Source organism: Pseudomonas sp. GQ91 (assembly GCF_059758795.1).
Genome location: NZ_JCAXED010000003.1, coordinates 94,195 through 113,417 on the forward strand (window position 1 = coordinate 94,195; position 19,223 = coordinate 113,417).

Below are 19,223 nucleotides of genomic sequence, written 5' to 3' on the forward strand. Positions count from 1 at the left end.
CAAGTCAAGGCCGACCGCTTTAACTTGTAGCTTGCAACTTGAAGCTTGCAGCCCAAACCGAAGGTTTGCCCCTATGCGCTATATCAGCACCCGCGGCCAGGCACCGGCCCTGAATTTCGAAGATGTCCTGCTGGCAGGCCTTGCCACGGACGGCGGCCTGTATGTGCCGGAAAACCTGCCACGTTTCACCCACGAGGAAATCGCCTCCTGGGCTGGCCTGCCATACCACGAGCTGGCCTTCCGGGTCATGCGCCCGTTCGTCACCGGCAGTATTCCGGATGCGGACTTCAAGAAGATCCTGGAAGAGACGTACGGCGTGTTTTCCCACAATGCCATCGCGCCGTTGCGTCAACTGAACGGTAACGAGTGGGTGTTGGAGCTGTTCCACGGCCCGACCCTGGCGTTCAAGGACTTCGCCCTGCAATTGCTCGGTCGTTTGCTCGACTACGTGCTGGAGAAGCGCGGCGAGCGCGTGGTGATCATCGGTGCCACCTCCGGTGATACCGGCTCGGCGGCCATCGAAGGCTGCAAGCACTGCGAAAACGTCGACATCTTCATCCTGCACCCGCATAACCGTGTGTCGGAAGTGCAGCGCCGGCAGATGACCACCCTCTTTGGCGAGAACATTCACAATATCGCCATCGAAGGCAACTTCGATGACTGCCAGGAAATGGTCAAGGCCAGCTTTGCCGACCAGAGTTTCCTCAAGGGCACACGCCTGGTGGCGGTGAACTCGATCAACTGGGCGCGGATCATGGCCCAGATCGTCTACTACTTCCACGCTGCCCTGCAGTTGGGCGGCCCGGCGCGTTCGGTGTCGTTCTCGGTGCCGACCGGCAACTTCGGCGATATCTTCGCCGGTTACCTGGCGCGCAACATGGGCCTGCCGATCAACCAGTTGATCGTCGCCACCAACCGCAACGACATCCTGCACCGTTTCATGAGCGGTAATCAGTACGTCAAGGAAACCCTGCACGCGACCTTGTCGCCGTCGATGGACATCATGGTCTCGTCGAATTTCGAACGCCTGCTGTTCGATATGCACGGGCGCAACGGTGCGGCCCTGGCCGACCTGATGGACACTTTCAAGCAAGGTGGTGGTTTCAGCGTCGACCCAGAGCGCTGGACCGAAACCCGCAAGCTGTTCGACTCGCTGGCGGTGGACGACGCCGAGACCTGCGAAACCATCGCTGAAGTCTACGCCCAGACCGGCGAGCTGCTGGACCCGCACACCGCCATTGGCGTCAAGGCGGCGCGTGAGTGCCGTCGTAGCCTGGACATCCCGATGGTGGTCCTCGGCACCGCGCACCCGGTCAAATTCCCTGAAGCCGTGGAAAAGGCCGGCGTCGGCAAGGCCCTGGAACTGCCGTCGCACCTGGCGGATCTGTTCGAGCGTGAGGAGCGTTGCACGGTCTTGGCCAATGACCTCGGCACCGTCCAGGCCTTTGTCAGTCAGCACGGCAATCGCGGCAAGCCGCTCTGATTCCGAGACCCTGTTCAGTCAAGACCCCCGGGCAAGCCCCCTCACCACAAAGGTTGTACAGCCTTTTGTTTTGAGGGGCTGGTTTGCGCCCCCGCTCAAGGTTTCAGCGACCTCTCCCACGCCTGTTTTCTCTCTGTCATCTTCGCCGTGCATGCTCGTTTGACTCAGCACAGTGCTGCGTCATAAAGCGAACTTTCTGCTGTGCGCGAAGGTCACTTGAATGTCTGCACTTTGGCGACATTTTTGTTTTCCAATTAAGTGGTGATCGAGATGGAAAGTATCAGCCTATTGCTCGGTGAAGCGCTGAGCCCTTATCAGGTTACGCTGACCAGCTCTGGTGTGCAGGGTGAGTGTCTGGTGACCGTGAAGAATCCGGCCGGCGCTATCGTTGTCGAACGGGAAGTCAATCGCGCGCAATTGGTCGACAAGCGCGAGTGGGTTGACGTGGTGGATTGCCTGCACCGTGATCTTAAAATCGCTGAAGGACGCCTGGAACCTTCGGTCATTGCAGCGTTGCGCAATGCAGCCCAGACCCGCGCCAGCGTTCTCGCATGAAATTATTTTTATTGGGAAACTTCCTACAGCAAGGCCAGTCTGATTTTTTACAACAGGATCAAGCATTGTGCTCCGGTGCTTGTAGCTTGTTGTACTGGTCTTTGTAGGCCACGTTTAACCCCGAGTTGTCTCCCCACTGCTCGGGGTTTCTTTTTGCCCGAGATTTGTCAGGGCGCGGCTGTTTCCTTGAAGAAGCGCGCGCTTTATATCGCGCCGTCCTTGCGCAGGCGACTGATCGCCAGGTCATCGTAGCCCAGTGAGTTGAGCACGCTGGTGTTGTGTTCCCCCAGTTGCGGCCCGACCCACTCGCACCCGCCGGGGGTATCCGACAGCTTCGGTACGATGCCGGGCATCTTGAAGTCCTTGCCATCCGGTAATTGCGCCTTGAGGAACATTTCCCGGGCCAGGAATTGCGGATCGCCGAGCATATCTTCGGCGCTGTAGATCCGGCTGGCTGGCACCTCGGCCTGGTTCAACTGCTGCATCACCTGCTCCAGCGGCAGTGAATTGACCCAGCGATCGATCACGCCATACAGCTCGTCACGACGGCTGTCGCGACCATCGTTGCTGGCCAGGGCGGGATCGTTGGCCAAGTCCTCACGACCGATGAGCAGCATGAAGCGCTTGAAGATCGCATCGCCATTGGCGCCGATCTGCACATGTTTGCCGTCGGCGCTGGTATGGATCGAGGACGGAGTAATCCCCGGCATGATGTTGCCGGTCCGCTCACGGATAAAGCCGAAGACATCAAACTCGGGAATCATGCTTTCCATCATGGCAAAGATGGCTTCATAGAGCGCGACATCCACCACTTGTCCCAGGCCGCCATTGACCTCGCGGTGACGCAAGGCCATCAAGGCGCCAATCACCGCCCACAACGCGGCGATCGAGTCACCGATGGAAATGCCGGTACGCACCGGCGGACGGTCTTCGAAACCGGTGATATAGCGCAGGCCGCCCATCGATTCGCCCACCGCGCCGAAACCGGGTTGTGCCTTCATCGGCCCGGTCTGACCGAAGCCGGAGAGACGCACCATCACCAGTTTCGGGTTCAGGGCGTGCAAGGTGTCCCAGTCCAGACCAAGCTTCTCCAGCACGCCGGGGCGGAAGTTCTCGATCAGGATGTCGGCATCCGCCAGCACCTGTTTGAGGATCGCCAGGCCGTCGGGGTGTTTCAGGTTCAGGGTCAGCGATTTTTTGTTGCGTGCCTGGACGAACCACCAGAGGGACGTACCTTCATACAGCTTGCGCCATTTACGCAGCGGGTCGCCGCCGTCCGGGGATTCAACCTTGATAACCTCGGCACCGAACTCCGCGCAGATACGCGAGGCAAACGGGCCGGCGATCAAGGTGCCCAATTCGATGACTTTCAGGCCGGCAAGCGGTTTGGCGTTAAGCGACATAAGGATCCTTACAAGTGTCGGGCAGGTATGTACTGCTTTTTAACATAGGCAATCGATCCGGCGACAACCCTGATGCAGTGCAGGATTCGTTGAATGACCCCGGCATCGGTTAGACTGGCCGCCTTTTCCTGTCTCTAGAAGTCCGTTCATGGCCCAGCCGTCCACGACCTACAAGTTTGAACTCAACCTGACCGACCTCGATCGTTCGGTGTACGAGAGCGTCAAGCAAACCATCGCCCGTCACCCTTCGGAAACCGAAGAGCGCATGACCGTGCGTCTGTTGGCCTACGCCCTTTGGTACAACGAGCAGTTGGCGTTTGGTCGTGGTCTGTCAGATGTAGACGAACCAGCCCTCTGGGAAAAAAGCCTGGATGATCGAGTATTGCACTGGATCGAAGTCGGTCAGCCGGATGCGGATCGCCTGACCTGGTGTTCGCGTCGCACTGAACGCACCAGTCTGCTGGCCTACGGCAGCCTGCGCGTATGGGAAGGTAAAGTGGTGCCGGTGGCCAATAACCTGAAAAACGTACACATCGCGGCCGTGCCCCAGGAAATCCTCGAAACCCTGGCCAAGGACATGCCCCGCGTGATCAAGTGGGATGTGATGATCAGTGAAGGTACGATCTTTGTGACCGACGATCGTGGCCAGCATGAAGTCCAGCTTCAGTGGCTGGTGGGCGAGCGCGGCTGAAACCAAACACGTCCCCTGTAGGAGCGAGCTTGCTCGCGAAGATCGTTAACGATAACGCCGGCAATCGGGCACCCCGAGGCGTTCTCTGTTTTTTTCGCGAGCAAGCTCGCTCCTGCAGGGGCAAATTTTTATCTGTCATTAGAGAAGTCCTCGTCACCCCATGCGTATCGATCCTCGTCCGTTGCCCGCCGTCCTGCCCTTTCTGGGGGAACTGCCACCGCTGTTGACCCGCCTTTACGCCGCACGCGGTGTGCAGTCACAGGCCGAGCTGGATAAAAGCCTGGCGCGGCTGATTCCCTATCAGCAGCTCAAGGGCATCGACGCTGCCGTGGATCTGCTGGTGACGGCCCTGGAGCAACGCCAGCGGATTCTGATCGTGGGCGACTTTGACGCCGACGGTGCCACGGCCAGCACCGTGGGGACGCTCGGCCTGCGCTTGCTCGGGGCGGCGCATGTCGATTACCTGGTGCCCAATCGCTTTGAATACGGCTACGGCTTGACCCCGGAAATTGTTGCGGTGGCTTTGCAGCGCGAGCCGCAGTTGCTGATCACCGTGGACAACGGTATCTCCAGTGTCGAAGGCGTGGCGGCGGCCAAGGCGGCCGGGCTCAAGGTGTTGGTCACCGACCACCACTTGCCCGGTGATGAATTGCCGGCGGCCGACGCCATCGTCAATCCGAACCAGCCCGGCTGCGGGTTTCCCAGTAAAGCGCTGGCCGGCGTCGGGGTGATTTTTTACGTGCTGATGGCGTTGCGCGCGCGCTTGCGCAGCCTTGGCTGGTATGACCACGCGCCACAGCCGAACATCGGCGAACTGCTGGACCTGGTGGCCTTGGGCAGCGTGGCCGACGTGGTGCCGCTGGATGCCAACAACCGCATCCTGGTCCATCAGGGCCTGGAGCGGATTCGCGCCGGTCGCGCCCGGCCGGGGATCAAGGCGATCCTCGAAGTGGCCAAGCGCGATCACGCCCGCATCACCTCCACCGACCTCGGATTCATTCTTGGGCCACGCCTGAACGCCGCCGGCCGCCTGGATGACATGAGCCTGGGGATCGAATGCCTGCTCACCAGCGACTTCGCCATGGCGCGGGAAATGGCCGCGCAACTGGATGGCATGAACCAGGACCGTAAATCCATCGAGCAAGGCATGCAGCGCGAAGCGCTGGCCCAGCTCAAGGATTTGCCGGTGGAATCGATGCCGTTCGGCTTGTGCCTGTTCGATCCGGAATGGCATCAAGGGGTGATCGGCATTCTGGCGTCACGCATGAAAGAGCGTTATTTCCGCCCGACCATCGCTTTTGCCGATGCCGGTGATGGCCTGCTCAAGGGCTCAGGGCGTTCGGTGCCAGGTTTTCATATCCGCGATGCCCTGGCCGTAGTGGCCAGCCAGCATCCCAACCTGATCGCCAAGTACGGTGGTCATGCCATGGCGGCGGGCCTGACCCTGCCTGAGGCGAATTTCCCGCTGTTCGCCGAAGCCTTCGATGCCGAGGTGCGCCGACAGTTGCGTGAAGAAGACCTGACCGGGCGCCTGCTGTCCGATGGCACCCTCGCGGTGGAAGAGTTTCACCTGGACCTGGCCCGCGCCTTGCGCCACGCCGGGCCCTGGGGTCAGCACTTTCCCGAGCCCTTGTTTCACGGTGTGTTTCAACTGGTGGAACAGCGCGTCGTGGGCGAGCGTCACCTCAAAGTCGTGCTCAAGAGCGAATGCGGCTCGGTGAAGCTCGACGGCATTGCCTTCGGTATCGACCGCGAGGTCTGGCCGAACCCGACCATTCGCTGGGTGGAACTGGCCTACAAACTCGACGTGAATGAATTCCGTGGCCAGGAAACCGTGCAACTGATGATCGCGCACATCGAACCCCGCTGAACCCTGTGCAATCCTCGGTTGTCGACTAGTCTCTAAGCTCTGTGTGATTGGTCTTGTGAACGTGTCTTTTTCTGCCCGCAGGGGACGGGCTTATCATCTTCTTGTCACGCGTATCGGTCAGACAGAACCCTGGAGCCTATGCCCACCGGATATGAGAAGAGGTGCCCCATGAGTCTGTTGCTCGAACCCTACACCCTGCGTCAATTGACCCTGCTCAACCGTATTGCCGTGTCGCCTATGTGTCAGTACTCCGCCGTGGATGGCCTGGCCAATGACTGGCACCTCGTTCACCTTGGCAGTCGAGCGGTGGGCGGCGCCGGGTTGGTTTTTACCGAAGCCACCGCGGTCACCGCCGATGGCCGTATCACCGCCGAGGACCTGGGGCTGTGGAACGATGAGCAGATCGAGCCCCTGCAACGCATCACCCGTTTTATCAACGCCCAGGGCGCCGTGGCAGGCATTCAACTGGCCCACGCCGGGCGCAAGGCCAGCACCCATCGGCCGTGGATCGGCAAGCACGGCAGCGTCAAACCCGAAGAGGGCGGCTGGGTTCCGATCGGTCCCTCGCCGATCGCTTTCGATCCGCAGCACACGGCCCCCAAGCAGCTGGATGAAGGGCAAATCCAGACACTCATTGACGATTTCGTGGCTGCCGCCAAACGCGCCTTGACCGCCGGCTTCAAGGTGGTGGAGGTGCATGCGGCGCACGGTTATCTGTTGCATCAGTTTCTATCGCCCCTGAGTAACCAGCGCCAGGACCAGTACGGCGGCTCCTTTGAAAACCGTATCCGCCTGGTGCTGCAAGTCACCGAGGCCGTGCGTGACGTGTGGCCGCAAGACTTGCCGGTGTTTGTGCGGGTGTCGGCCACCGATTGGGTCGAGGACGGCTGGAACCCGGACGAAACCGTGGAACTGGCGCGACGGTTGAAAGACCTGGGCGTCGATCTGATCGACGTGTCGTCCGGCGGCACCGCGGCCAACGCAGAAATTCCTACAGGCCCCGGGTATCAAACCCGCTTTGCCGAGCGCGTGCGCAAGGAGTCGGGCATGGCCACCGGCACTGTGGGAATGATTACCGAACCGGCCCAGGCCGAGCACATTCTGCGTACCGGCCAGGCCGATCTGATCTTCCTCGCCCGTGAATTGCTGCGTGACCCGTATTGGCCGTTGCATGCCGACGATGACCTGGGTGGGCGCACGGCAGTCTGGCCGGCGCAGTATCAGCGAGCGACCCATCGCGATCAGCCGATTCACGAGTCGGACCTGCGCGACTGATGACCCTCGCCTGTCACTCAAACCCACCGCTGGCCGGTGGGTTTTTTCTGGGCGCGTGCAGCGACCTTGGGCAGATGTAGCGACGCCGCGACCCGGTTAATCCAGCTGTAAGAATTTTCTGCAGGCTCTTGGTTCAAGGTGATTTTTTAAGTGAATACTCTAAAAAATCTCACCAGCGCCATGGATAGTTTCTACGCTTGAAGTAAGGCGGGTTTCTGACCCAGGAAGTCAGCATCGCTGTGTGTCCGATCAGGCCTTGTGCTTTACCGCACAGGCTTATGGGCTTCAGGAAATGTCGTTTATTGCTCGGAGAAACAATCCATGGCCAAGCCCAGTGGTGTAGCAGGTGTTCTGGTGTTCTTGTTCAACCGCAAAGGGTGGTTGCAGGGCCGGCGGTTGAGTTCGGATGAGGCGCAATTGCTGGAGAGTTATCGCGCCTTGAGCAAGAGCGATCAGATGGCAATGCGTTACCTGGTTGGCGCCATGAAGAACGTGTCGCGGTTCTAGAGCGCTGGCGGCGCTCCCACGCGGCAATGCGCGTGGGAGCGTTTTACCTCAGGTGTAGGTGCGTTTGTCCGGGGCTGGCGGGAAGTACTGATACAACCAGGTTTCACTCAAGGTGCGCTCGTTGCTGCGAATAAACAGGCGCATCTCCACCGGCTCCACGCTGTCGCTGGTCGGGTACCAGTCGAAGAGAATGCGGTAGCCCTTGATGTCATCGAGGACCAGCACGCTGAAGTCCTTTACTTCGCCATGGGAGCAGGTGATCACCGGTTCAATCCCCGTGCCTTCGGGCAAGCGATCAAGGCCGCCGCCCTTGAAATCCACGGCGAAGCGGCGCGCCCACACCTCGGGATAATGCTCTCCCGGAGCCCAGCCCTCGGTAAATCCTCCCATGCCGGAACGCGTGGCGTTGACCTGCGCCAGCGGCGTGTTGACCGGAGGCAGGGCGCTCCAGTAGAGCTTGTAGCCGAAGGTCAGGGAGTCGCCGGCCGCCACTGGTTTTTTCGGGGTCCAGAAAGCGACGATATTGTCCATGGTCTCGCCGGTGGTCGGAATTTCCAGCAGGTCGATAGAGCCTTCGCCCCATGCGGTAGTTGGTTCCACCCACAGGCTCGGGCGCTTGCTGTACCAGTCGACGGTGTCCTGGTAGCTGGCGAATTCATGATCGGTCTGCAGCAGGCCGAACCCTTTCGGGTTGTTGTCGGCGAAGGCATTGAATTGCAGGGTCGCCGGATTGTTCAGCGGACGGCAGATCCACTCGCCGTTGCCACGCCACATCGCCAGGCGATCCGAGTCGTGGATCTGCGGGTGGATGGTGTCGCACATGCGTCGCTCATGCGTCCCGCAACTGAACATGCTGGTCATCGGCGCGATCCCCATTTGCTGAATGGCGCTACGGGCGTTGATGTGTGCGTCGATGGCCATGACCACCTGGGTAGCCTGGCAGTCGATGTCGAAGCGGTAAGCGCCGGTGGCGCTCGGTGAGTCGAGCAGGGCGTAGACCACGAAACGCGTGCTGTCCCTGGCCGGTGTCTCGAACCAGAACTGCGTGAAGTCGGGGAATTCCTCGGGCTTGTTTGCGTACGTGTCGATGGCCAGGCCGCGGGCAGAAAGGCCGTACTGACCGGTGTTATCCACGGCGCGGAAATAGCTGGCGCCGAGGAAAGACACCACATCGTGGCGGTCGAGTTTCGGTGCCTTGAACAGCTTGAACCCGGCAAACCCCAGGTCACCCTTGAGTTGCCGGGTATCGACCGTGGTTTTCTCATAGTTAAACAGCGAGGGGCGGAAGTGAACCTCTCGCGCCTGACGTGTCTTCGGGTCGACGCTGTGCATGCGCACCGGGGTTTTGAAACCCATGCCGACGTGGAAAAACTGCACATCCAGTTGGCCGTCGAGGTTTTTCCACAGCGAATGATTGGCGTCATAACCAATGGCGTTGAAGTTCTGCGGCGTCATGGTTGCCAGCGTTGGCGGCAACACTTGCCGGGTGTCCCGGTACGGTTCGCCGGCCAATTGCCTGGCCTGGTGCTTGAGCCAGTCGAAGTCGAATGCCTTGGCATCGCCATCGGCTGTACGAGTCGCGGCCCAGGCCTGGGTGGCCAACAGGCCGCTGGCCGAGAGCCCGGTGTAGGCAGCGATGGCCATGGACGCTTTGAGCAAATTCCTGCGATGCATAATACAACCTGTCGTGAGCAATCCCGTGCCTTTCCTGGCACGTGTCGGATCAAAAAGAACGGTTCGGACATGCCTTCGGCCAAACGCAATGGACATTTAACAGATGCCAAATAGCTTAAGCCGTTCGGTGAAGAAGGAAAATTCATTGATGGCAGTGTGATGGCCTTGTATGTGAAACAAGACGTGTCAGACCCGCCACGGGTGATCGCACTTTTCCAGGGCGGCTGCGTTACATCTGGAAGCACTCTAGTGCGGGGCTTTTTGGCACTTAGTTTTACGCTGGAGGCCTATTGTCCTATCAACACATGTCTGTGGAGACTACGAATGAATACCCGTGGATTGCTCGACCAGTTGCTCAAGTCGGGCCAGGATATGTTGCAAAACAAGGCCGGCGGCCAACGCAAAGGCGATGAAAAAGGCGCGCTGGGTGGGTTGCTCGGTGGTGGTGGCGGGCTCGGCAGCCTGCTCGGCGGAGCCGGCGGTGGCGCGTTGGCGGCCGGAGCCATGGGCTTGTTGATGGGCAACAAGAAAGCTCGCAAGTTTGGCGGAAAAGCCCTGACCTACGGTGGGCTTGCGGCTCTCGGGGTGATTGCCTACAAGGCTTACGGCAACTGGCAGGCGCAGCAGGCAGGCGCCCCCCGGGGCGAGCCGCAAACCCTGGACCGCCTGCCGCCGGCTCAAGTCGAACAGCACAGCCAGGCGATTCTCAAGGCCCTGGTGGCTGCGGCCAAGGCCGACGGCCATGTCGACGAACGCGAAAAAGCGTTGATCGAAGGCGAGTTCACCAAGCTGGACAACGACCGGGAACTGCAACACTGGTTGCATGCCGAACTCAACAAACCGCTGGATCCCACCGACGTGGCCCGTGCCGCCAGCACGCCGGAAATGGCCGCCGAGATGTACATCGCCAGCGTGATGCTGGTGGATGAAGAGAACTTCATGGAGAAGTCTTACCTGGATGAACTGGCGCGCCAGCTCAAGTTGGAGCCGGGCCTGAAGATCGAGCTGGAAAAACAGGTGCGCGAAGCCAGCGTCTGAATGGTGTAGCGTTCTCTCGGACACCCCGCATGCGTCATGGCTGCGGGGTGTTTTTGTATCCCTTGAGACGTGGTCCACAAGCCATTGATAAATGATGTTACTGGCTCGGCTATACTCCTCGGCATTTGATCGGCCCTTGAGGAAATACTGTGAAGAACTGGACCTTGCGCCAACGCATTTTGGCGAGCTTTGCGGTCATTATCGCGATCATGCTGCTGATGGTTGTGGTCTCGTATTCACGGTTGCTGAAGGTCGAAGTGAATGTGCATGCGGTCAAGGACGAAGCGATCCCTGGGGTGTTTTTCAGTTCGATGATCCGTGGCGCCTGGGTCGACAGCTACCAGAAAACCCAGGAGTTGATCGGCTTTCGAGAAAGCCAGGGCTTTTCCGACGCCGACCGGGAAGACTACAAGTCTTTCGAGGCGCGCCTTGATCAGCACATTGCCAGCTACGCACAGACCATCAGCCAGGGCCGCGATCAAACTCAGTTCAAGGCCTTCGAGGTCCTGCGCCAGGACTACAACAAGGTACTCGCCCAAGTCCTCGCGCTGCATGAAGCCGACAGAGACGCCGAGGCGCGTAAAATCTTCAGCGAACAACTGACGCCGGCCTGGTCCGCGGGACGCACCAAACTCAACGAAATCATCAGCGAAGACAAACAGCTCGCGGATAAAGCCACCACGTCTATCGACAATGCGGTGGCAGCCGCCAAAATAAACATGGGCGTTTCGCTGATCCTGGCAGTTCTTGCCGCGGGTCTGTGTGGCCTGTTGTTGATGCGAGCGATCATGGCGCCGATGAAGCGTATCGTCGATATCCTGGAGACCATGCGTACGGGCGATCTGAGCAAGCGTCTGAATCTGGACCGCAAGGATGAGTTCGGGGCGGTCGAAACCGGCTTCAACGACATGATGAGCGAACTCACCGCGCTGGTTTCCCAGGCCCAGCGTTCGTCGGTCCAGGTTACGACCTCGGTGACCGAGATCGCGGCAACTTCCAAGCAGCAGCAGGCTACCGCCACCGAAACGGCGGCGACGACCACCGAAATCGGGGCCACCTCCCGCGAAATCGCTGCCACTTCCAAGGATCTGGTGCGCACCATGACCGAAGTTTCCACGGCTGCCGATCAGGCGTCGGTGGCCGCCGGTTCCGGTCAGCAAGGCCTGGCCCGCATGGAGGAAACCATGCACTCGGTGATGGGCGCTGCGGATCTGGTGAATGCCAAGCTGGCGATCCTCAATGAGAAAGCCGGTAACATCAACCAAGTGGTGGTGACCATCGTCAAGGTCGCCGACCAGACCAACCTGTTGTCACTCAACGCGGCGATCGAGGCGGAGAAAGCCGGGGAATACGGACGCGGATTTGCCGTGGTCGCGACCGAAGTGCGCCGTCTCGCGGATCAGACCGCCGTGGCGACCTACGACATCGAACAGATGGTCCGTGAAATCCAGTCGGCGGTGTCGGCGGGCGTGATGGGCATGGACAAGTTCTCGGAAGAAGTGCGCCGTGGCATGTTCGAAGTGCAGCAGGTGGGCGAACAGCTGTCGCAGATCATCCATCAGGTCCAGGCCCTGGCGCCGCGGGTGCTGATGGTCAACGAAGGCATGCAGGCCCAGGCCACCGGCGCCGAGCAGATCAACCATGCGCTGGTGCAATTGGGTGATGCCAGCAGCCAGACCGTGGAATCCCTGCGCCAGGCCAGCTTTGCCATTGATGAATTGAGCCAGGTCGCGGTGGGTCTGCGCAGCGGCGTGTCGCGTTTCAAAGTCTGATGAGCGAGTTGGCGGCTAGACGTGGTGCCGTTACGGCCGCGAAAAAGGCATTGTTCCTGGTGTTCCGCATCGGCAACCAGCGCTATGCCCTCAAGGCCACGGAAGTGGCCGAGGTGTTGCCGCGCCTGCCATTGAAGCCGATCGCCCATGCTCCCGCCTGGGTGGCCGGGATCTTTGCGCATCGCGGTGTCATGGTGCCGGTCATCGACCTCAGTGCCCTGACCTTTGGCGTGTTGGCCCAGGCTCGCACCAGCACGCGGCTGGTGCTGGTCAACTACCCACCGGAACCTTCGCAGAAGTCCTGCTGGCTGGGGTTGGTTCTCGAGCAGGCGACTGACACCCTGCGTTGCGATCCCGCGGATTTCCAACCCTACGGACTGGACAATCGCCAGGCGCCTTATCTGGGGCCGGTGCGCGAAGATGAACAGGGCTTGATGCAGTGGATCGGTGTCGCCGATCTGCTGACGGCAGACGTCCGCGCCATGCTCTTTGCGCCCGGCCTGGCCGCTGGGGAGGCGCAATGAGCAGTGACCAACGCTTCTTCGATTTCCTTAAACTACGCATCGGCCTTGACGTTGCGTCGGTTGGCGCAGCGATCATCGAACGCGCCGTGCGCCAGCGCAGCCAGGCACTGCAAGGACTGAGCGCCGATCAATACTGGCAGCGCCTGCAAACCAGCGCTGACGAGCAGCAAGCATTGATCGAGGCGGTGATCGTTCCCGAGACCTGGTTTTTCCGCTATCCCGAGTCCTTTGCCACCCTGGCCCGGCTGGCGGTCGCGCGCCTGGCCGAGATCAAGCACCTGCGCGCCCTGCGTATCCTCAGCCTGCCGTGTTCGACGGGTGAGGAACCCTATTCCATCGCCATGGCCTTGCTCGATGCCGGTCTCGCTCCGCACCAGTTCAAGGTCCAGGGCATGGACGTCAGTCCGTTGTCGGTAGAGCGCGCGCGACGCGGGGTGTATGGCAAGAATTCGTTTCGCGGCCAGGACATCGGGTACCGCGAGCGGCATTTCAGTGCTCAGGATGACGGCTACCGGATTGCCGACCGGGTACGTGAACAAGTGTTCCTGCAAGTCGGCAATCTGCTGGATCCGCAATTGCTGGCCAATGAGCCGACCTATGACTTTGTGTTTTGCCGCAACCTGTTGATCTATTTCGACCAGGCGACCCAGAAACAGGTGTTCGAGGTGCTTAAAGGCCTGACCCATGTCGAGGGTGTGCTCTTTATCGGTCCTGCCGAAGGCAGCCTGTTGGGGCGCTTGGGCATGCGCTCGATTGGTGTCGCGCAATCCTTCGCCTTCAGTCGTCACGCCGAGGTCGCACCAGCGCCGGTACCCGAGCCGGTCTTTGCACCGCTACCGACGCCGGTGTTGCGCCGTAGCGCAGCGCCTGTTGCCGAGCGACCCCGGCCTTTCAGTACCTCGATCGCGCCGGTGGAGCCGATCAGGCCCGCGCCCGTGCAGTCGGACGCGGGCGCCTTGCTCGGGCAGATCGCCACGTTGGCCAACGAAGGCAAAAGCCTTGAGGCGCGTGCCGCCTGCGAACATTACTTGCAGAGTCATCCGCCATCGGCACAGGTGTTCTATTGGCTGGGCCTGCTCAGTGACGTAGCCGGCAGCTCCCTGGAAGCCCAGGGTTATTATCGAAAAGCCTTGTACCTGGAGCCCCAGCATCAGCAGACCTTGCTGCACTTGGCTACGCTGCTGGAGTCCCAGGGTGATACCGCGGGGGCCCGTCGCTTGCAAGCACGGGCCGCCCGCAGCGAGCGAGCCGCTGACAGTGAGCGTGAACGATGAGTAGCTCTGACGCCATGGACACAGGCCTGACGCTGACCGATACCCAGGCGATCGACGACTGCTGGAACCGTATCGGCATCCACGGTGATAAATCCTGCCCGTTGCTGGTCGAGCATATTCACTGTCGCAACTGCTCGGTGTATTCCGCCGCCGCTACCCGTCTGCTGGATCGCTATGCCTTGCAGCAGGACGACCGGCATGGCATGACGCCGGTAGAGGCGCAGGCAGATGTGGTCACCCGTTCGTTGTTGATGTTTCGCCTGGGCGAGGAATGGCTGGGCATTGCCACGCGCTGCCTGGTGGAAGTCGCGCCGTTGCAGCCGATCCATTCCTTGCCCCACCAGCGTTCTCGCGCATTGCTTGGCGTCGCGAATGTACGGGGTGCGTTGGTGGCTTGCCTGTCCCTGGTGGAGTTACTCGGGTTGGACAGTACGGGCGGCGGTGCGAGTGGCGCACGGATCATGCCGCGAATGCTGATTATCGCGGCGCAGGACGGCCCGGTGGTGGTGCCGGTGGATGAAGTGGACGGCATCCACGCCATTGATGAACGCGAGTTGAAGGCCGCCTCGGCCTCCGGCACCCAGGCCAGCGCTCGCTACACCCAGGGTGTATTGCAATTCAAAGGTCGCAGCCTGCGCTGGCTGGACGAGGTTCAACTGTTGTCCGCCGTGACTCGGAGTCTCACATGACCCCCGACCAGATGCGCGATGCCTCGCTGCTGGAACTGTTCAGCCTGGAAGCCGACACCCAGACCCAGGTGCTCAGCGCCGGCCTGCTGGCGCTGGAGCGCAATCCGACCCAGGCCGACCAGCTTGAAGCCTGTATGCGCGCCGCTCATTCCCTCAAGGGCGCGGCGCGGATTGTCGGCGTGGATGCTGGCGTCAGCGTCGCCCACGTCATGGAGGATTGTCTGGTCAGCGCCCAGGAAGGCCGGCTCTACCTGCAGCCCGAACATATCGACGCACTGTTGCAAGGTACCGACTTGCTCATGCGTATTGCCACGCCGGGTAATACCGTCGGCCACGCGGATATCGAATCCTACGTGGCCTTGATGGAGCAGTTGCTCGACCCGTCGCAACCCGCCGCGAAGGCGCCAGCACCGGCACCGATTCCGCAGCCAATCCCCACGGTGGAGGAGCCGTTGGCGCTGTCGCCAGAGAGCAGCGCATCGGTCAGCAGTGATGTGCCGCCACAGAGCAAACGCATGACCGAAGGTGGCGAGCGGGTACTGCGGGTCACGGCCGAACGCCTGAACAGTCTGTTGGACCTGTCCAGCAAATCTCTGGTTGAAACCCAGCGTCTCAAGCCTTATCTGGCCAGCCTGCAACGCCTCAAGCGGGTGCAAAGCAACAGCGCCCGTGCCCTGGACAACCTGGACGGCCAGCTCAAGAACCTCAACTTGAGCCTGGAAGCGCAGGAAGCGCTGGCCGACTCCCGCCGCTTGCTGAGCGAGGCCCAGTTGTTGCTGGCGGAAAAGACCGCCGAACTTGATGAGTTCGGCTGGCACGCCGGGCAACGCGCACAAGTACTCTATGACACCGCGCTGGCCTGTCGCATGCGCCCGTTTGCCGATGTGCTGACCGGGCAGGTGCGGATGGTCCGGGATCTTGGGCGCAGCCTGGGCAAGCAGGTGCGCCTGGAAATCGAAGGCGAAAAGACCCAGGTCGATCGCGACGTGTTGGAGAAGCTGGAAGCGCCACTGACCCATTTATTGCGCAATGCCGTCGACCACGGCATTGAAATGCCCGAACAGCGTCTGCTGGCGGGTAAACCGGCCGAAGGCGTGATTCGCCTGCGCGCATCGCACCAGGCCGGTCTGCTGGTGCTGGAGTTGAGCGACGACGGCAATGGCGTCGATCTTGAGCGGTTGCGCGGCTCGATTGTCGATCGCAATCTGTCGCCGCTGGAAACCGCCTTGCGCCTGAGCGAGGAAGAATTGCTGACGTTCCTGTTCCTGCCGGGCTTCAGTCTGCGCGATAAGGTCACGCAAGTCTCCGGGCGCGGCGTGGGACTGGACGCGGTACAGCACATGGTCCGCCAGTTGCGCGGCGCAGTGGTGCTGGAGCAAACGGCGGGGCAGGGCAGTCGGTTCCATCTGGAAGTGCCTCTGACCCTGTCGGTGGTGCGCAGCCTGGTGGTGGAAGTGGGCGAAGAGGCCTATGCCTTTCCCTTGGCGCACATCGAACGCATGTGTGATCTTGCGCCCGACGAAATCGTGCAGTTGGAAGGGCGTCAGCATTTCTGGCACGAGGGCCGGCACGTCGGTCTGGTGGCGGCCCACCAATTGCTGCAGCGCCCAGCCGGACCAGCCAGCGATGACACCCTCAAAGTGGTGGTCATCCGTGAGCGGGACGTGGTGTACGGCATTGCGGTAGAGCGCTTCATTGGCGAGCGCACACTGGTGGTGCTGCCGCTGGATGAGCGCTTGGGCAAGGTTCAGGACATCTCCGCCGGCGCGCTGCTGGATGATGGCTCGGTGGTGTTGATCGTGGATGTCGAAGACATGCTGCGCTCGGTGGACAAACTGCTCAATACCGGCCGCCTGGAACGTATCGCCCGACGTGCCCAGCAAACCGCCGAAGTGACACGCAAGCGGATTCTGGTGGTGGATGACTCGCTTACCGTGCGCGAATTGCAGCGCAAGCTATTACTTAACCGTGGGTATGACGTAGCGGTCGCCGTCGATGGCATGGATGGTTGGAATGCCTTGCGTTCGGAAGACTTCGACCTGCTGATTACCGACATTGATATGCCTCGCATGGACGGTATTGAATTGGTCACACTGTTGCGTCGTGATACTCGCCTGCAGTCGCTGCCGGTGATGGTGGTGTCCTACAAGGATCGCGAGGAAGATCGCCGCCGGGGCCTGGATGCCGGTGCCGATTACTATCTGGCCAAGGCCAGCTTCCATGACGATGCCCTGCTGGATGCGGTGGTCGAGTTGATCGGAGGCGCCAGGGTATGAGGATCGCCATCGTCAACGACATGCCGCTGGCGGTCGAGGCCCTGCGCCGGGCACTGAGCCTGGAGCCGGCCCATGAGCTGGTTTGGGTTGCCACCAACGGTCTGGAGGCGGTGCAGCGCTGTGCTGAACTGACTCCGGACCTGATCCTGATGGACCTGATCATGCCGGTGATGGATGGCGTGGAGGCCACTCGGCAAATCATGGCCGAAACACCCTGCGCTATCGTCATCGTTACAGTGGATCGGCAGCAGAACGTCAGCCGCGTGTTCGAAGCCATGGGCCATGGCGCCCTGGACGTGGTGGATACACCGGCGCTGGGCGTTGGCGATCCGAAAGATGCAGCGGCGCCATTGTTGCGCAAGATCCTCAACATTGGCTGGCTGATTGGCCAGCGCGGCAGCCAGGTGCGTTCGGAGCCGCCGCCCCAGCGGGCTACAGGCAAGCGTCAGAGACTGGTCGCCATTGGGTCTTCGGCGGGCGGCCCGGCAGCGCTGGAAATCCTGCTCAAGGGCTTGCCCCGAGACTTCCCGGTGGCCATTGTGCTGGTGCAGCACGTAGACCAGGTGTTCGCCGCCGGCATGGCCGAGTGGTTGAGCAGCGCCTCGGGCCTGCCTGTGCGCCTGGCCCGTCAGGGCGAGCCACCGCAAAGCGGCGTGGTGCTGCTGGCGGGCACCAATCATCATATCCGGCTGCTGAAAAACGGCACGCTGGCCTATACGGCGGAACCGGTGAACGAGATTTACCGGCCGTCTATCGACGTGTTTTTCGAAAGCGTCGCCCGCCATTGGAATGGCGATGCCGTCGGCGTCTTGCTGACCGGCATGGGGCGTGATGGCGCCCAAGGACTCAAATTGATGCGTCAGCGGGGCTATCTGACCATCGCTCAGGATCAGGCGAGCTCTGCGGTGTATGGCATGCCCAAAGCGGCGGCGGCCATCGATGCCGCTGTTGAAATTCGCCCATTGGACAGAATTGCGCCACGATTGCTGGAGGTATTCGCATAATGACCGATACCGCTCGCTGTCCTGGCTTGCAGATAGTGATTCAGGTGACCGCAAATGAATGATTTACAGCTCGACGACTTCAAGACCGACGAAAACGCCGCCATGGTGTTGCTGGTCGACGACCAGGCGATGATCGGCGAAGCCGTGCGGCGAGGTCTGGCCCTGGAGGACAATATCGACTTTCACTTTTGCGCCGACCCGCACCAGGCGGTTGCCCAGGCGATCCGCATCAAGCCGACGGTGATTCTCCAGGACCTGGTGATGCCGGGCCTGGATGGCCTGACCCTGGTGCGCGAATACCGCAACCATCCAGCCACGCAGAATATTCCGATCATTGTCCTTTCCACCAAGGAAGACCCGTTGATCAAAAGTGCGGCGTTTGCCGCCGGCGCCAATGATTACCTGGTGAAACTGCCGGACAACATCGAACTGGTGGCGCGCATTCGCTACCACTCGCGTTCCTACATGACCCTGTTGCAGCGCGATGCGGCCTACCGCGCGCTGCGGGTCAGCCAGCAGCAGTTGCTGGATACCAATCTGGTGCTGCAACGCCTGATGCATTCCGACGGCCTGACCGGGCTGTCGAACCGCCGGCATTTTGATGAATACCTCGAGCTGGAATGGCGTCGAGCCATGCGCGACCAGCTGCAGTTGTCATTGCTGATGATCGATGTGGATTTCTTCAAGACCTATAACGATACCTTCGGTCACCTGGACGGTGATGAAGCCTTGCGCCAAGTGGCGGAGACCATTCGCAATGCCAGCAGCCGCCCATCGGACTTGCCGGCGCGCTACGGCGGGGAAGAGTTTGCCCTGGTGCTGCCCAATACCTCGCAGGGCGGAGCGCGCCTGGTGGCTGAAAAACTGCGCCTGGCCGTCGCGGCGCTGAAAATCCCGCACATCGCTCCGGTCAATGGTTCAAGCCTGACCGTCAGCATCGGCCTGGCGACCCTGACGCCCCAGCAGGGTACCGATTGCCGACTGCTGATTTCGGCGGCGGACAAGGGCTTGTACCTGGCCAAGAACAACGGGCGCAATCAGGTGGGCATTGAGTGATGGGAAACGCCGGTGATCCAGCCTGAAAGAGGGCTGTTGAGGCGCGCGCGTGACTTTAGCGCCTCGTAGCCGCCGTCGAGCCTTTTCGGCCCAGCGGGCTGCCGTTTTCAGCCGTTTGCCGTTATACTCGCC

General features: G+C 61.0%; 16 protein-coding genes. 14 read left to right on the forward strand and 2 right to left on the reverse strand.

Translation table 11 applies throughout. The features are described from left to right. Nucleotides 1-73 precede the first annotated feature (73 nt). Together thrC and AC6CIA_RS05255 are read left to right on the forward strand one after the other, a co-directional pair. Entirely contained in the window at nucleotides 74-1,483 is a 1,410-nt protein-coding gene (gene thrC / locus AC6CIA_RS05250) for a threonine synthase (RefSeq protein WP_498310921.1), read from the forward strand. A gap of 270 nt (nucleotides 1,484-1,753) precedes the next feature. Further along, on the forward strand, nucleotides 1,754-2,038 hold the full coding sequence (locus tag AC6CIA_RS05255) for a DUF3509 domain-containing protein (RefSeq protein WP_498310922.1): 285 nt from the start codon (nucleotides 1,754-1,756) through the stop codon (nucleotides 2,036-2,038). A gap of 203 nt (nucleotides 2,039-2,241) precedes the next feature. On the opposite strand, the gene AC6CIA_RS05260 is transcribed toward AC6CIA_RS05255, so the two are convergent. Further along, complete coding sequence (locus AC6CIA_RS05260; protein ID WP_498310923.1) at nucleotides 2,242-3,441, reverse strand: CaiB/BaiF CoA transferase family protein; 1,200 nt, start codon at nucleotides 3,439-3,441, stop codon at nucleotides 2,242-2,244. A 148-nt stretch (nucleotides 3,442-3,589) separates the two neighbouring features. Between AC6CIA_RS05260 and AC6CIA_RS05265 the strand changes: the two genes are divergently transcribed. The 4 genes from AC6CIA_RS05265 (at nucleotide 3,590) to AC6CIA_RS05280 (ending at nucleotide 7,784) form a co-directional block, all read left to right on the forward strand. Further along, nucleotides 3,590-4,132, forward strand: coding sequence for a YaeQ family protein (locus AC6CIA_RS05265; protein ID WP_084377281.1), 543 nt, complete (start codon nucleotides 3,590-3,592; stop codon nucleotides 4,130-4,132). Nucleotides 4,133-4,292: 160 nt separating this feature from the next. Then, complete coding sequence (gene recJ / locus AC6CIA_RS05270; RefSeq protein WP_498310924.1) at nucleotides 4,293-6,002, forward strand: single-stranded-DNA-specific exonuclease RecJ; 1,710 nt, start codon at nucleotides 4,293-4,295, stop codon at nucleotides 6,000-6,002. Nucleotides 6,003-6,170: 168 nt separating this feature from the next. Further along, nucleotides 6,171-7,277, forward strand: coding sequence for an NADH:flavin oxidoreductase/NADH oxidase (locus AC6CIA_RS05275; RefSeq protein ID WP_498310925.1), 1,107 nt, complete (start codon nucleotides 6,171-6,173; stop codon nucleotides 7,275-7,277). 321 nt (nucleotides 7,278-7,598) lie between these two features. Beyond that, nucleotides 7,599-7,784 (forward strand): hypothetical protein, encoded by a 186-nt coding sequence (locus tag AC6CIA_RS05280; protein ID WP_498310926.1) that lies wholly within the window; start codon nucleotides 7,599-7,601, stop codon nucleotides 7,782-7,784. A gap of 48 nt (nucleotides 7,785-7,832) precedes the next feature. Here AC6CIA_RS05280 and AC6CIA_RS05285 read toward each other — a convergent pair whose 3' ends face one another. After that, entirely contained in the window at nucleotides 7,833-9,458 is a 1,626-nt protein-coding gene (locus AC6CIA_RS05285; RefSeq protein WP_498310927.1) for a glucan biosynthesis protein D, read from the reverse strand. 324 nt (nucleotides 9,459-9,782) lie between these two features. Here AC6CIA_RS05285 and AC6CIA_RS05290 point away from each other — a divergent pair, with 324 nt between their 5' ends. The 8 genes from AC6CIA_RS05290 to AC6CIA_RS05325 all read left to right on the forward strand — a co-directional run bounded on the left by AC6CIA_RS05290 (nucleotide 9,783) and on the right by AC6CIA_RS05325 (nucleotide 19,091). After that, a complete protein-coding gene (locus AC6CIA_RS05290) occupies nucleotides 9,783-10,496 on the forward strand; it encodes a tellurite resistance TerB family protein (RefSeq protein ID WP_498310928.1) in 714 nt (237 codons plus the stop codon). A gap of 149 nt (nucleotides 10,497-10,645) precedes the next feature. After that, a complete protein-coding gene (locus AC6CIA_RS05295; protein ID WP_498310929.1) occupies nucleotides 10,646-12,268 on the forward strand; it encodes a methyl-accepting chemotaxis protein in 1,623 nt (540 codons plus the stop codon). Beyond that, nucleotides 12,268-12,792 (forward strand): chemotaxis protein CheW, encoded by a 525-nt coding sequence (locus AC6CIA_RS05300; RefSeq protein WP_498310931.1) that lies wholly within the window; start codon nucleotides 12,268-12,270, stop codon nucleotides 12,790-12,792. The genes AC6CIA_RS05295 and AC6CIA_RS05300 overlap by 1 nt, the downstream gene beginning before the upstream one ends. Further along, complete coding sequence (locus tag AC6CIA_RS05305; protein WP_498310932.1) at nucleotides 12,789-14,066, forward strand: CheR family methyltransferase; 1,278 nt, start codon at nucleotides 12,789-12,791, stop codon at nucleotides 14,064-14,066. The genes AC6CIA_RS05300 and AC6CIA_RS05305 overlap by 4 nt, the downstream gene beginning before the upstream one ends. Next, nucleotides 14,063-14,755, forward strand: a complete 693-nt coding sequence (locus AC6CIA_RS05310) for a chemotaxis protein CheW (RefSeq protein WP_498310933.1) — start codon at nucleotides 14,063-14,065, stop codon at nucleotides 14,753-14,755. The genes AC6CIA_RS05305 and AC6CIA_RS05310 overlap by 4 nt, the downstream gene beginning before the upstream one ends. Further along, entirely contained in the window at nucleotides 14,752-17,031 is a 2,280-nt protein-coding gene (locus AC6CIA_RS05315) for a hybrid sensor histidine kinase/response regulator (protein ID WP_498310934.1), read from the forward strand. Before AC6CIA_RS05310 ends, AC6CIA_RS05315 begins: the two co-directional genes overlap by 4 nt. After that, nucleotides 17,028-18,035, forward strand: coding sequence for a chemotaxis response regulator protein-glutamate methylesterase (locus AC6CIA_RS05320; RefSeq protein ID WP_498310936.1), 1,008 nt, complete (start codon nucleotides 17,028-17,030; stop codon nucleotides 18,033-18,035). Before AC6CIA_RS05315 ends, AC6CIA_RS05320 begins: the two co-directional genes overlap by 4 nt. 54 nt (nucleotides 18,036-18,089) lie before the next feature. Then, entirely contained in the window at nucleotides 18,090-19,091 is a 1,002-nt protein-coding gene (locus AC6CIA_RS05325; RefSeq protein ID WP_498310937.1) for a diguanylate cyclase domain-containing protein, read from the forward strand. The last annotated feature ends 132 nt before the right edge of the window (nucleotides 19,092-19,223 follow it).